The 13,728-nt window shown below is 51.2% G+C and carries 11 protein-coding genes, 1 tRNA gene and 1 pseudogene; 3 read left to right on the forward strand and 10 right to left on the reverse strand.

Features of this window, described 5'->3' with window-relative positions; genetic code table 11:
- Positions 1-135 precede the first annotated feature (135 nt).
- Positions 136-1,521 carry a cysteine--tRNA ligase gene (gene cysS, locus D9736_RS14440; RefSeq protein WP_000912345.1) on the forward strand — a complete coding sequence of 462 codons (1,386 nt, stop codon included), beginning with the start codon at positions 136-138 and terminating at the stop codon, positions 1,519-1,521.
- Positions 1,522-1,526: 5 nt separating this feature from the next.
- Here the strand turns inward: cysS and D9736_RS14445 are convergent, their stop codons facing one another.
- The 3 genes from D9736_RS14445 to folD all read right to left on the reverse strand — a co-directional run bounded on the left by D9736_RS14445 (position 1,527) and on the right by folD (position 3,266).
- Entirely contained in the window at positions 1,527-2,078 is a 552-nt protein-coding gene (locus tag D9736_RS14445) for a metal-dependent hydrolase (RefSeq protein ID WP_130258572.1), read from the reverse strand.
- Positions 2,079-2,185: 107 nt separating this feature from the next.
- Positions 2,186-2,398: a ribosome-associated protein YbcJ gene (gene ybcJ, locus D9736_RS14450; RefSeq protein WP_130206373.1), complete on the reverse strand. Its 213-nt coding sequence runs from the start codon at positions 2,396-2,398 to the stop codon at positions 2,186-2,188.
- Position 2,399: 1 nt separating this feature from the next.
- Positions 2,400-3,266 carry a bifunctional methylenetetrahydrofolate dehydrogenase/methenyltetrahydrofolate cyclohydrolase FolD gene (folD, locus tag D9736_RS14455; RefSeq protein WP_064529024.1) on the reverse strand — a complete coding sequence of 289 codons (867 nt, stop codon included), beginning with the start codon at positions 3,264-3,266 and terminating at the stop codon, positions 2,400-2,402.
- Between the two features lie 373 nt (positions 3,267-3,639).
- On the opposite strand from folD, the gene D9736_RS14460 reads away from it, so the two are divergent.
- Positions 3,640-3,716: transfer RNA gene (locus D9736_RS14460), tRNA-Arg, on the forward strand.
- Positions 3,717-3,742: 26 nt separating this feature from the next.
- On the opposite strand, the pseudogene D9736_RS14465 reads toward D9736_RS14460, so the two are convergent.
- A pseudogene (locus tag D9736_RS14465) lies at positions 3,743-3,901 on the reverse strand (integrase); the annotation flags it as partial.
- A gap of 94 nt (positions 3,902-3,995) precedes the next feature.
- Between D9736_RS14465 and emrE the strand changes: the two are divergent.
- Complete coding sequence (gene emrE / locus D9736_RS14470) at positions 3,996-4,328, forward strand: multidrug efflux SMR transporter EmrE (protein ID WP_001070440.1); 333 nt, start codon at positions 3,996-3,998, stop codon at positions 4,326-4,328.
- Between the two features lie 100 nt (positions 4,329-4,428).
- Here emrE and D9736_RS14475 read toward each other — a convergent pair whose 3' ends face one another.
- The 6 genes from D9736_RS14475 to cusR all read right to left on the reverse strand — a co-directional run bounded on the left by D9736_RS14475 (position 4,429) and on the right by cusR (position 13,692).
- Positions 4,429-5,106 (reverse strand): hypothetical protein, encoded by a 678-nt coding sequence (locus D9736_RS14475; RefSeq protein WP_130258573.1) that lies wholly within the window; start codon positions 5,104-5,106, stop codon positions 4,429-4,431.
- A gap of 233 nt (positions 5,107-5,339) precedes the next feature.
- Positions 5,340-6,230, reverse strand: a complete 891-nt coding sequence (locus D9736_RS14480; protein ID WP_130215581.1) for a DUF4434 family protein — start codon at positions 6,228-6,230, stop codon at positions 5,340-5,342.
- Positions 6,231-9,203, reverse strand: a complete 2,973-nt coding sequence (gene nfrA, locus D9736_RS14485) for a bacteriophage adsorption protein NfrA (protein ID WP_130258574.1) — start codon at positions 9,201-9,203, stop codon at positions 6,231-6,233.
- Positions 9,190-11,427 (reverse strand): cyclic di-3',5'-guanylate-activated glycosyltransferase NrfB, encoded by a 2,238-nt coding sequence (nrfB, locus tag D9736_RS14490; protein ID WP_130258575.1) that lies wholly within the window; start codon positions 11,425-11,427, stop codon positions 9,190-9,192. The genes nfrA and nrfB overlap by 14 nt, the downstream gene beginning before the upstream one ends.
- Before the next feature lie 149 nt (positions 11,428-11,576).
- On the reverse strand, positions 11,577-13,019 hold the full coding sequence (gene cusS, locus D9736_RS14495) for a Cu(+)/Ag(+) sensor histidine kinase CusS (RefSeq protein ID WP_130258576.1): 1,443 nt from the start codon (positions 13,017-13,019) through the stop codon (positions 11,577-11,579).
- On the reverse strand, positions 13,009-13,692 hold the full coding sequence (gene cusR, locus D9736_RS14500; protein WP_000770953.1) for a copper response regulator transcription factor CusR: 684 nt from the start codon (positions 13,690-13,692) through the stop codon (positions 13,009-13,011). The genes cusS and cusR overlap by 11 nt, the downstream gene beginning before the upstream one ends.
- Positions 13,693-13,728: the final 36 nt, after the last annotated feature.

Here is a 13,728-nt window from a genome sequence, read left to right on the forward strand (position 1 = left end):
GTTCGGGTCATATATAGGGTGGTGTTATAGCATAACCGCACGATCGGATCATCTCGCAATGTATGCTGATTCGCGCGGGAAATATGGGTATTATACGCAACTCAATTACCCACACATGTCTAAACGGAATCTTCGATGCTAAAAATCTTCAATACTCTGACACGCCAAAAAGAGGAATTTAAGCCTATTCACGCCGGGGAAGTCGGCATGTACGTGTGTGGAATCACCGTTTACGATCTCTGTCATATCGGTCACGGGCGTACCTTTGTTGCTTTTGACGTGGTTGCGCGCTATCTGCGTTTCCTCGGCTATAAGTTGAAGTATGTGCGTAACATTACCGATATCGATGACAAAATCATCAAGCGCGCCAATGAAAATGGCGAAAGCTTTGTGGCGCTGGTGGATCGCATGATCGCCGAAATGCACAAAGATTTTGATGCTTTGAATATTCTGCGCCCGGATATGGAGCCGCGCGCGACGCACCATATCGCAGAAATTATTGAACTCACTGAACAACTGATCGCCAAAGGTCACGCTTATGTGGCGGACAACGGCGACGTGATGTTCGACGTCCCGACCGATCCGACATATGGCGTGCTGTCGCGTCAGGATCTTGACCAGCTGCAGGCAGGCGCGCGCGTTGACGTGGTCGACGACAAACGCAACCCGATGGACTTCGTTCTGTGGAAGATGTCGAAAGAGGGCGAACCGAGCTGGCCGTCTCCGTGGGGCGCGGGCCGTCCAGGCTGGCACATTGAGTGTTCAGCAATGAACTGCAAACAGCTGGGTAACCACTTTGATATCCACGGCGGCGGTTCTGACCTGATGTTTCCACACCACGAGAACGAAATCGCTCAGTCCACCTGTGCGCATGATGGTCAGTATGTGAACTACTGGATGCACTCCGGGATGGTGATGGTTGACCGCGAGAAGATGTCCAAATCGCTGGGCAACTTCTTTACCGTGCGCGATGTGCTGAAATACTACGACGCCGAAACCGTGCGTTACTTCCTGATGTCGGGCCACTATCGCAGCCAGCTGAACTACAGCGAAGAGAACCTGAAGCAGGCGCGTGCGGCGCTGGAGCGTCTCTACACTGCGCTGCGCGGCACAGATAAAACCGTTGCGCCTGCCGGTGGCGAAGCGTTTGAAGCGCGCTTTATTGAAGCGATGGACGATGATTTCAACACCCCGGAAGCCTATTCCGTACTGTTTGATATGGCGCGTGAAGTAAACCGTCTGAAAGCAGAAGATATGGCAGCGGCGAATGCAATGGCGTCTCACCTGCGTAAACTTTCCGCCGTATTGGGCCTGCTGGAGCAAGAACCGGAAGCGTTCCTGCAAAGCGGTGCACAAGCAGACGACAGCGAAGTGGCTGAGATTGAAGCGTTAATTCAACAGCGTCTGGATGCCCGTAAAGCGAAAGACTGGGCGGCGGCAGATGCGGCGCGTGACCGTCTTAACGAGATGGGGATCGTGCTGGAAGATGGCCCGCAAGGGACCACCTGGCGTCGTAAGTAATTGCGCTATTGCCGGATGCGAGTTTTCGCATCCGGTTGTCGCCTGCGCCACCACAACATTCCCATCAGTAGCATCCCCGGCAACCACACCCACATCAATTCAGAAATTATCACCTGATGCCCATACGGCGTGGTGTAACGAGACAACGCAAACGGCGCGACTTTAATCACCTGCCAGGGAGCGAAAAAGCGTTCATCTGACCACGGCCACAGCCAGCCAACACCTTTACCGCCAGTGGTTACCGAATCCAGCAAGCTGTGCGATAGCAACGAGACGGTTAAAAACAGCCAGCAGCGAATCAGCCCAGCCCTGAACCATCGACGTCCAATCAGCACACATAACAGCGGGACAACAAACGCAAACACCAGCGAATGGGTAAACCCGCGATGACCAAAAACATTGCCGTAAGCAACGCCAAATTTAAACGACAATACGTCGGCATCAGGCAGCATCGCCAGGACGATTCCGGCAAATAACAGACGCGGAGGGATGACTTTCGAACCCAACCCTAAACCAATGCAAAGGGGAACGGCGGCGTGCGTAATAACGGTTGGCATGATGATCGCTTCGGCAAAATGTCGATGCTATCAGCATGGATGAATGGGGCGTAGAGGGCAAAAGTCTGAAAAGAGAACCGGCCTGTTGATACAGGCCGGGAAAGGGATCAGGCAACAACCTGTACGCTGTGACCTGCAAAACTCACTGTCTGACCGGCGACGATTTTGCAACGTTTACGCGTTTCAACTTCGCCGTCGACTTTTACCTGGCCTTCGGCTATCGCGATTTTCGCCTGCGCGCCGCTTTCGCTCCAGCCTTCCAGTTTCAGCAAGTCGCACAGCTCAACGTGCGGATGTTTACCTAAAGAAAATGTCGCCATGTTACTCACCCTGTGGATCATGATATTCAACGCACGCCTGTAGCGTGTTTTCAATCAGCGTGGCAACCGTCATCGGGCCAACGCCGCCCGGAACAGGCGTAATGTATGAGGCGCGTTTAGCCGCGTCTTCAAACACGACGTCGCCCACAACTTTGCCATTTTCCAGACGGTTGATGCCGACATCAATCACAATTGCGCCTTCTTTGATCCAGTCACCAGGAATAAAGCCCGGCTTACCGACGGCAACGATCAACAGATCGGCATTTTCTACATGATGACGCAGATTTTTAGTGAAGCGGTGAGTCACGGTGGTGGTGCAACCTGCCAACAGCAGTTCCATGCTCATCGGGCGGCCAACGATATTCGATGCGCCAATCACCACGGCGTTGAGGCCGAAGGTATCAATGTTGTAACGCTCAAGCAGCGTGACGATACCGCGCGGGGTGCAGGGACGCAGACGCGGCGCGCGCTGGCACAGACGACCGACGTTGTAAGGATGGAAACCGTCCACGTCTTTGTCCGGGTGAATACGTTCCAGCACTTTGACGTTATCAATACCCGCCGGTAATGGCAGTTGTACCAGAATGCCATCGATGGTGTTGTCGGCATTCAGTACATCGATAAGCTCCAGCAGCTCTGCTTCGCTGGTGGTTTCCGGAAGGTCGTATGAGCGGGAGATGAATCCCACCTCTTCGCAAGCTTTGCGTTTGCTTGCGACATAAATTTGCGATGCAGGGTTGCTACCCACCAGCACAACGGCCAGTCCTGGCGCCCGCAGTCCGGCCGCAATACGCGCCTGAACTTTTTGAGCAACCTCAGAGCGCACCTGCTGCGCAATCGTTTTACCATCTATAATCTTTGCTGCCATCAGAGAGAGGATTCCATCTGTTACGTAGGTCGAAGGGGATGCGCCTATTTTGTCAGAAGCGGGGCGCGCTGTCAGGTTTCGTTTTCTGGACTATCCGTAATCCGCTGTTTTTTTGGGCAACAGCGCGTTGCTGGTTTGATAGTTACCCGGCTCATATAAACGCACAATTTTCTGTAACGTAAGAAAATAGTACTCTTTATAAATGAAAAACAGGTTTACCTGTTCCAGACAGAGGGCGGATATGTGTTTCCTTGCTTTCATGGTGAGATAAATAGACACCGCCGTACACTTGTTCAGCAACCGGTTCAAAAGCCATTGACTCAGCAAGGGTTGACCGTATAATTCACGCGATTACAGCATCTCGCGGTGTAATGCGCCCTTAGCTCAGTTGGATAGAGCAACGACCTTCTAAGTCGTGGGCCGCAGGTTCGAATCCTGCAGGGCGCGCCATTACAATTCAATCAGTTACGCCTTCTTTATTTCCCCATAATTTCAGAAATGGCACATCTTTGAGGCGTCATTACCAAAATGTCGTCTGTTTTCCTCGCCTGCTCCGTCAAATGATTAGGCGCAAGGTGAGCATATCTACGTACCATTTCTATGGATTCTCATCCGCCCATTTCCTGAAGCACTGATGAAAAACATCAATGAATGCACCAGGAGGAAACTGATGAGTTAGGTTCAAACTGTAGTACAATTCTCTTCGGTATTAACAGGAAAGAATAGGCTATGAACCCTTATATTTATCTTGGTGGTGCAATACTTGCAGAGGTCATTGGTACAACCTTAATGAAGTTTTCAGAGGGTTTTACACGGTTATGGCCCTCTGTTGGTACAATTATTTGTTACTGTGCATCATTCTGGTTATTAGCTCAGACGCTGGCTTATATTCCTACAGGGATTGCTTATGCTATCTGGTCAGGAGTCGGTATCGTCCTGATTAGTTTACTGTCCTGGGGATTTTTCGGCCAACGGCTGGATCTGCCAGCCATTATAGGCATGATGTTGATTTGTGCCGGAGTGTTGGTAATTAACTTATTGTCACGAAGCGCACCACATTAAAAATAGTTTCGTTCGAGTTTAATAAAAAGCAGCCCGTATGTTTATATGGGCTGCTTTTTTACGCTGCAATAATTCAAATGATAGTGGACAAAAAACATAATCAGTCGATGGGGTCACTGTAGGATGCAACTGCCTGTGCGGGGAAACCCCCGCTCAATTCCTGTCTGACCCCATCATTTTTCAGCCAATAATAAGTATTATTTTCTTTATTAAAAGCGTAAATGCTACAAATACCTGCACCCTCACTATTTGTGTTCCATCCGCTATTAGCTACATTGCCCCATTCCTGGTAAAGTCTTGCGTTAACTTCTCGCTTGATAATATGTCCTGAATTATGATCATTATAATCGTAACTGTCGATATCCTGCGCGTCAGGAAATTCTCCGTTCATGTTTTCAATCCACGGTAAAATATTTTTAACTGATTTATAATTTTCAATGCTGTATTTGAAAAAACGCTTCACGAGAAAAGTATAAGCGCCGGCGGATTTATTCGTTATTTTATCAGTGGCGAAAATAGCAAAAATCTTCCAAACGCACCTTTCATCTACATTCGGAAAAGTCACTGTGCCATCCTGACTCACTGCCAGAGCATTATTGTCTGCATCAGTGCTACAGCTCCATGTTACCTTATCATTATTAACAGGGTCATTATCAATGACCATCTTGAAGGTGGCGCCTGGGAACAGGCTATTAGGAAAATTGTAACCACCCTTCATATCATTTTTAATATCATAGATATGGTTATCAACTAAAACACCTGTGATTTTACTCATCATTGACTCTCTTTGTGTATTAGATAAAAGTATATTTCCGTGTAAAGGAATATACTGATACTAATGCAATTAATGAGTAATTGTTCTTATTTAAAAGTTATATGATGGTATGAATATGATTATGTAATGCCTCTGAGTAGTGGCTACACTGATTATTTGTGTCCAATTAATATTTACAGGATTCTGACCAGGAAAGTGAAAAGGAAAGGAGCAAGCAAAGTTGCTCCCTTAAATCATTAATACTCAAGAATGCCGTGAGCGACAGGCAAATAGCGCAGGGAGAAATAAAGCACGTCTTTGCCGCAGGAGGAACGTTTCGCTAACAGCGAAGCAATTTCTGCATCCGGTTTTGGTTTTGCTTCAAAGGTTTTACCTTTACCGGCGACAAACAGTTCATAAACAACGCCGCTGGCGGGGGAGAACGTTTGGCAATCGGCACTGGCCTGCAGATAACGCTCACGCTGTTCGGCGGTAAGTTTATCGACGCCGCTACCATCCTGTACCCAGACGTGGATGCCAGTAGATTTCACTTGTTCCAGCAGTTGCCGATAGCCATCGGGCGACATGTTTCCGGCGAAAAAGCTACTGATATAAACCGGTTTTGCCGAAACATCACTGATCAGCCGTTGTGAGTTGTTTAACCATTTCAGCAATGGCTGGCGAGCGGCTTCGCTGCGCCAGTTCAGGTCGTCAATTTCTGCGCTGATATACCAGCCATCCGGCGTAACGCCGGGTGCGGCGCTCCATAATCTGGCCTGCTGGAGATCGGCGACCAGCAGGCGATTAAGATAGCTCTCCAGCGCCGCAGATGACTGCTTCTGATGCAGAAAAAATTCCGGATCGGCATTCAAACCAACAATCAGCTTCAGGCCAGCTTGTTGCGCAGCTGCGGCACGCTTAAACAATAATGCCCGCTGTTCTGGCTGGGTGAACGCATCGCCGTAACGGGTCCATTGCATAATCAGGGTGTCGAATCCTTGCAAATGCAACTGACTCATCAGCCCACGCCACTGGGCGTCGGTGACCTGACTATCGCGGTTTTGTGGTTGCCAGATAATACCTTTCATCGCAAAGGAAAAAGGACTGACCAACAAAAGTGTCAGCAATACGAAAATTAACTTACGCATTTACCAGTGCACTCCAATGGTGAGAAACGCGTTGTTGCGCTCCCCTGTACGTTGATTAATCGCCTTAAAGGTATGTTGATATTCGACGCCGAGACTGACTTTGTGCGGCCAGGCGTCGTAGTGCGTCTCGCCGGTCCAGATATTCCAGCGTACGCCAACGCCGCCCACCTGCGCGCCCTGAGTACCTTTATCCCGATAGCCGTTACCCTGTACGTGAGCGTAAGGTTCAATAGTCTGCCCGTTCGCTACCTTCTGATGCCAGCTCACTCGATAATCTGCCGTCCACGCTTGAATATCTTGACGAAAATATTGCGCCGCATCGAGATACAGATTTTGCGCAAACCAGCCAGAACCGTTCGGGTGCCATTCATCGCTGTATTTTCCGCCGTTAAAGAACGAGGCGCTGGCACGCAGCATGGTGTCGGAGGCGCCATTTTGCCCGTTTAGTGGGAACTGCTGTTCAACGGCGAGGAAAAAGATCTGATCGCGCAGCGGCTTCCAGCGCAATCCGGTGCCGGACATCGGATTTTTCACCGGCATCATCACCCCGTTTTCTCCGGTATCGGCAAAGACGCGGCTATAAACCGAGAGCAGGTCGCCTTCCAGCAGCATATTGCGCCCGATGCGGTACTCCGCTTCCAGTTGTCCGTAGCTACGATAGCTTTTCCCAGGCGCTGCGCCGCCGACATTATTGTTAGCGGTACTCATTGCGCCGGAACGCAAGCCGATAGAAGAATCGAAACTGAACGTCCAGCGGCGACCGACCTCCTCATGCAAGCGACGGAAATTAAAGCGTTGTTGATTTTGTTCCGGCGTTAGCGGTGTAATCAGCGCCTGATTATCAATGTCATCAATCACCAGCCGGGCGTAGTGCTGCGTCGCAGGCATATCATCCAGACGCTGGTTCACGTAGGCCAGTTGTCGGATCAGTGCCGGATCGTCCGGTAGTCCTTTATGCGCCTGTTCCAGTATTTCCCGCGACTGCGCGATATCACCGCTATCCCACAGGGCGTAGCCGAGCGCCGCCTGGGTGTTGCTATTATTCGGTTCCAGTTCAAGCGCCGCGCGCAGATCGCTCACTGCCGCTGAGACATTATGACGTTGGCGGTAAATCGTTGCCCGCGCGACGTAAGCGTTGGCAGAAGGCGCAATGTTAATTGAGCGAGTGAGATCGTTTAGCGCGAGTTCTGGCTGCGCTGGAATATAACGTTGCGCATGCAGCCACCAGTATTGGGCATTGTTTCCCAGCCCACGTTGTTCTGCCTGTTGAAGCCAGCGATCGCGAGCCGCGCCATTTCCCGCTGCCTGAGCGGTGTTGGCGGCGGCGAGCAGATCCTCATTGCTCATTTCGTGAAGGCTGATTTTCTCCCAGGCTGCCAGGGCGGTGCTGTAATCTTCCACCTGGTAAGCCTGATAAGCCACGGCGCGATGTTGCCAGGCGTTCGGTTGCCTTTTTTCCGCCTGAAGCCATGCATATAACGCCACGCCGGGTAGCGTGTCCCGATAACACTTTGCCAGACGGTTCCAGGCGGCGGCATCGTAGGAAGGCGACATATCGCCCAGCAAGTGAACAATTGCCGGGCAATTATCTGCAATACCCGGCAACTGGCTTTGCCACTGACGTTGCGCCGCCAGCGGCAAGGGTTTCGATAAAATCGCCACTTTTGCAGGCGTCGCCAGGTAAGGATGACTTTCCAGCAGAGAAGCCAGCCGTGTCATTAAAGTCTGGCTGACGGTCGCATCACCCTGGAAGGGATAGCGTTGCAGCAATAAATCGGCAGCTTCGCGTGACTGCTCGTTCTGCATCAGTTGCCAGGTCAGTTGATCCAGGCGGGTAAGATTTGCCGGTTCTTGCTGATACAGCAATCGTGCCAGACGCAGGGCTTCAGCCTTGTTACGGGTCGCTACGCTAACGGCATAACGCTCTTCAAGCATTTCATCGGCGGGGAGGGTAGCGAGCAGTCTTTGCGCCGCGTCGTACTGACCTTCTTTTAACAGCACCGGTAGCGTTGCGCCAACAACATACTGGCGGTTATCGGCAAACTGTACCTGATGATTCGCCAATGCCTGCACGGGGTTGGCGCTGTATTTCGATAACAGATAGAGCCAGCTTTTCTCTTGTGTGTCCGTGGTAAATAGCGGCGTATTTTCAGCGAGATAACGCTGGAGGCGTGCTTTTTCGCCACGATAAGCCAGCGCAGTCGCGTAAGTAATGTACGACTGTGGATCGGTGAAGATCCCCACTGATTGCAGAGCAAGGATCCGATCGTCCAGTTCTCCGGCAAGAAGAACGTCAAACCACTGACGGCGCTCTGTCGCGTTTAATGTATTCTGCTGGCGTGCTTCATTGTATAGCGTATCTGCCTGCGACCATTGTTTCAGGTAGATTGCTCGTTGCAGCAGATCGGTCCGCAACGTTCTCCCTTCCGGCGACGCGGCAAACTTTGCATCGTCCAGTTGCGCTCTGGCGACAGGCAACTGCGCCAGTCGCAGCGCATTCTGCCCGACTTCGCTGCGACAACGCAGGGTCGGCGCAGCCTCGCACGCTTTTTGCTGGGCGAGCAACTCTTCAACAGTCGTAACGCTTTTCACTTCAACTGGAATTGCCGCCAGACTGCGCTCAAGTCGGACATCTCCAGGGTGACGTTTCAGTTGATCCTCAAGCAATAATCGCGCGCGGTCATCATGACCAAAATGGCGATAAGCCTCCGCCAGATATAACGTCAACGGAATATTATCCGGCACCTGCTGATGAATATATTCAAATTCGCGGATGGCGGTTGCTTCGTCGTTATTTTTCTGTGCCTTCAGCGCCTTATCGAGACGGGGATAAATAACAAAATGGCGATAGTCACTCAGCCCCAGCTCTTCTGCGCTGGTGCCGATAGTGTCTGCGAGTGCGCTGGTACTCAATAAGGACGTCAGCAGCAAACCAGACCATCCGATGATGCGATTAAGGTTATTCTCCTTCATTTTCGGACTCCAGTTGTGCAACCTGTTCGGTGGTTAAACCTGCTTTGAGTAATAGTGATTGCATCGAAACTTGTAATTCGCGCTGAATTGACAGTACGCGATCCAGCGTTTCCTGGCTGATAACGCCTTCGGTGACCAAAAATTTGCCGAGCGGCAGAGAGCTGCGCTCATGGCGCAGCAACAACACGTTAATGGCTGAACGATTAATATGACCGAGCGTGGTCAGTATTTCGGCGAACAGGAACTGATGCGGCACATATTGCCGCCAGATATCGCTGGCTTGTTGTTCCGTGAGCCACTGATGCTGAACCGCATTGTACAACATTGACCGCGGGTCATGGCCGCGCCGACGTGCATACCAGTGACGTAATCCGGTGACAATTTGTCCACGCAGAACAATGACGTAACGTACTTTCCGTCCGACCTTACGCGCCAGCGCCGCCAGCGAAACAGGGTCGATGCCATCTTCACTGCCGACAATTAATTCATCATTTTCCAGACGCAGCGGCAGTACCGCATAATGTAGAGCCACGGAGGCCGGCATCGCGGCAATCAGCGAAGAAGGGATCTGCCAGGCATCGATGGATTCCCACGGTACGCCATTTTGTTCAGCCAGTGCTTGCGCCAGTTGTTCGGCGCTAATCAGTCCTTGCATTAGCATCGAACCGCCGAGACGTAAACCTTCGACACGATTACGCAGTGCTGTATCGAGTTGCTCTTCGGTGATGACCTGATTTTCCAGCAGAATTTGACCTAACGGGCGCAACGAACGGGTATCGCCAGTCACGCTGGGGAAGTCATGCGTTGTTTTATCCCACGCGACGCGACGTGGATCGCCGTGTTGAAGTACTTGTTTTAACGCTCGCCAGTTGGCCATGAAGTTAATCAGGTTGCCCCAGAACAGACGCAGGATGGAAAGCAGGCCCTGTGTCAAACCGTAGTAGCCGGTGACAAAAATCACCCGCTGCACAATGCGGTTAACCATCAAGCCAAAGTTTAGCCACAGCAGGGTCATAAACCATGCACTGCCGCTGAAGATAGAAAGGAAATGCCAGGCATCAGGCCACAAGCTTTCATACGCCAGCAACAGCAAAAGCTGGATCATTACCAGCATCGCGAGGAAGCTGACAAAGTTACTGATTGCCCCTTTGCGGTCGCGCCAGAGAAAGTAGTTCAGCGTCAGGCTGGAGGTCCATTTGTGAGTTTTAAAACCCTGGAAAACAATGCCGATGATCCAACGAGACTTTTGCCGAACCGCAGTCGAAAAGGTATCGGGGAAATATTCGCGCACGCAGATCATGTTTGATGTCCGCGCGTGCTGTAAAAATTTACGCTGCTCGCGTTCTTTGGCTTCGTCCACCACCGGAAAACGGACAAAAATTTCCGTCATACCTTTCTCTTTCAGGCGGAAACCAATGTCGTAATCTTCAGTAAGACTCTGCACGTCGAAAGCGATACCGTCACCGTCGGCCAATAGTGCGGTCACGGCGCGGCGGCTAAAGCAGGTGCCGACGCCTGCGCTAGGTACCTGTCCGGCGAGAGCTTCACGCACCGGAACATCTTTGCCATGCAGTTCTGAAAACTCATCGATATAGGTCATGCTGGTGAAGTGCGTCCATTCGCGTTCGAACGGATACACCGGGATCTGAATCAGATCTTTACGCTCAACCAGATAATTGAACAGTCGCAATTCCATTGGCGAAATCACGTCTTCAGCATCATGCAGGATAAAACCAGCAAAGGCGAAATTGGCGCTACGTTCAAACTGGGTAATGGCATCCAGCACATTGTTCAGACAGTCTGCTTTGCTGGTGGGGCCAGGACGCGCGCAGACCACCTTATGCACGTTCGGGAAGCGAGCGCACACTTCGTCAACATCACGCTGGGTATCAGGGTCGTTGGGGTAAGTGCCAACAAAGATATGATAGTTTTCGTAGTCGAGCGTGGTTGCCGCCAGTTCGGCCATATTGCCGATGACGCCTGTTTCGTTCCACGCCGGAACCATAATCGCTAATGGTTTTTCATCCGGCTTATACAGTTCGCGGTAACTCATTCGCGGGTAGCGGCGATAAACACTCAACTTGCGCTTAATGCGGCGTACCCAGTAGACGACATCAATGAAAAAATCGTCCAGCCCGCTGATGAACATAATGACCGCTAACGTTATCGCGATTACTTTTAAGCCATATAGCCAGGTAGCAAAAACATCAAGAAGCCAGTCCACACAAAAACCTTACATTAACGCTGGTTATGTTTAGGGTGGCGTATATTAAGGTTTTTTATGAATCGTGACAGCTTTTTATCATTAATAGGTAGGATTATTGCGGCACGTTATTTTTACACTGGTTATAAAAGCTGCCATTTGCTGAATGATTAAGCGGGTAATGTGATCACAAACCTTGTCCCCCGCGCATCTGACGTTACTGCAACCGTGCCTTTATGCGCGACAACAATCGATTTCACTATCGCCAGCCCAATGCCGCTACCTTCGCCTTTTCGCTGGCGGGAAGGGTCAACGCGGTAGAAACGGTCAAACAATCTCGGTAAGTGTTCGGGCGCAATGGGCGTACCGGGGTTTTCGACGGTAACTTGCACCTGGTGATCGACCGTCTGGCAGCGCACTACAATTGTCTCTCCGGGTGGCGTATAACGTAGGGCATTAGAAAGCAGGTTGCTTAACGCCCGACGCAGCATCAGCGGATCGCCCGCAACCTGACACTTGTCGCCAACAAACCGCAACTCCACGCCGCGATCTTCCGCTAACGCCTCGAAAAAATCGAACACTTTGCCGACTTCATCCGCCAGGTTGAGCATTTTCTTTTCGGGGATTAACTGGTTGTTATCGGCCTGGGCGAGAAACAGCATATCGCTGACCATTTTCGCCATTCGCGTCAGCTCTTCGAGATTAGAGTAGAGCACATCTTCCAGCTCCTTCTGGCTGCGCGACTGGCTGAGGGCGATTTCCGTTTGCGTAATGAGATTCGTAATCGGCGTGCGAATTTCGTGGGCGATATCCGCTGAGAAATTGGACTGACGAGTAAAAACATCTTCAATACGCTCGATCATATGGTTGAACGACAGTACCAACTGTTCCAGCTCAATCGGCACGGTTTGCGGGTCAAGGCGAACGTCGAGATCTTTCGAGGTGATATTCTGGATTTGACGGCTGACGCTGCGGATCGGCGCGTGACCTTTATGTACCGCCAGCAGCACGATAAAGACGATCAGGATGCTGATGATCGATGCGGTCATAATAAGTTTGTTCATCAAATCATTTATGTAATGAAGATGAAAATCGATCGAAAGCGCGATGTAGAGCGTATAAATCGGTTTGCCGTCAACCAGCGGGCCAACCGGCAAGTTAATCATCCGCCAGTTGCTGTGTTCCATATGCCCGTGACCGTGGCCTGGCATCATAATCGTCGGGCCGGAAAGGAGATACACCTCGCCGCCCTGTGCGTCTTTATCGGGTATGGCGTCACGCGTAAACTCGCGGATATCCGGCGCACCAGGGGAGTGATACACCGTTTTACCGTAGCTATCTGCCAGGGAAATCAACACGTTGGAATAACCACTGACGATATCTTCCAGCGTCATCAAGCGTCGGGCTTGCGTCTCTTCGGGATGATTAAGAACGCGCTTGAGTGTGGCGCTAATCTCTTTTAAATCATTAATATCCTGCTCGGCAAAATGCACTTTTACCGAGTGGATCATGATCCAGGCAAAGGCGAAAAACGCCGCGATGGTGGCCAGGCTGATAAAAAAGGTCAGGCGGGTTGCCAGCGAAAACGGGCGCTGAAATGGCTTACTGACCATCCGGCACCTCTAGCATGTAACCCACGCCGCGCACGGTCTGAATCAGCTTTGGCTCAAAGTCGTTGTCGATTTTGCCGCGCAGCCGCTTCACCGCCACATCAATGGCGTTGGTATCGCTGTCAAAATTCATGTCCCATACCTGCGAGGCGATAAGCGAGCGGGGCAGCACTTCGCCCTGATGGCGGAGGAAAAACTCCAGCAGAGTAAACTCTTTACTGGTCAGAGTGATGCGCGTGCCGCTGCGGGTGACTTTGCGGCTGACGAGATCGACCATCAGATCGGCAACCTGAAACTGACTTTCGATAATTACCGCCGCCCCACGCCGCAGTAGAGTGCGCACCCGCGCCAGCAGTTCAGCAAAAGCGAACGGCTTCACCAGATAGTCATCCGCTCCCAGCTCCAGCCCTTTGACGCGATGTTCAATGGTGCCAAGCGCGGTAAGCAACAGAATCGGCATCCCTTTATTGGCGGAACGCAACATGCGCACGATATCCCAGCCGTTCACGTCCGGCAGCATAATATCGAGGATTATCAGGTCATAATCACCGGTCATCGCCAGATGGTAGCCATTCAGCCCGTTGTCGGCCAAATCGACCACAAAACCGGCTTCGGTTAACCCTTTGGTCAAGTATTCTCCGGTTTTCTTTTCATCTTCGACAATCAACAGTTTCATATTTCCTCCGCATGTTGCTCGGGCAATTCTAGAGTA

Source organism: Escherichia sp. E10V10 (genome assembly GCF_004211985.1).
GTDB lineage: Bacteria > Pseudomonadota > Gammaproteobacteria > Enterobacterales > Enterobacteriaceae > Escherichia.

Excerpts from the sequence above, each read along its gene's own strand:
- folD (WP_064529024.1), bottom strand. The coding sequence starts at position 3,266 with ATGGCAGCAAAGATTATAGATGGTAAAACGATTGCGCAGCAGGTGCGC.
- emrE (WP_001070440.1), top strand. The coding sequence starts at position 3,996 with ATGAACCCTTATATTTATCTTGGTGGTGCAATACTTGCAGAGGTCATT.
- nfrA (WP_130258574.1), bottom strand. The coding sequence starts at position 9,203 with ATGAAGGAGAATAACCTTAATCGCATCATCGGATGGTCTGGTTTGCTG.
- D9736_RS14480 (WP_130215581.1), bottom strand. The coding sequence starts at position 6,230 with ATGCGTAAGTTAATTTTCGTATTGCTGACACTTTTGTTGGTCAGTCCT.
- cysS (WP_000912345.1), top strand. The coding sequence starts at position 136 with ATGCTAAAAATCTTCAATACTCTGACACGCCAAAAAGAGGAATTTAAG.
- D9736_RS14475 (WP_130258573.1), bottom strand. The coding sequence starts at position 5,106 with ATGATGAGTAAAATCACAGGTGTTTTAGTTGATAACCATATCTATGAT.
- cusS (WP_130258576.1), bottom strand. The coding sequence starts at position 13,019 with ATGGTCAGTAAGCCATTTCAGCGCCCGTTTTCGCTGGCAACCCGCCTG.
- ybcJ (WP_130206373.1), bottom strand. The coding sequence starts at position 2,398 with ATGGCGACATTTTCTTTAGGTAAACATCCGCACGTTGAGCTGTGCGAC.
- cusR (WP_000770953.1), bottom strand. The coding sequence starts at position 13,692 with ATGAAACTGTTGATTGTCGAAGATGAAAAGAAAACCGGAGAATACTTG.
- D9736_RS14445 (WP_130258572.1), bottom strand. The coding sequence starts at position 2,078 with ATGCCAACCGTTATTACGCACGCCGCCGTTCCCCTTTGCATTGGTTTA.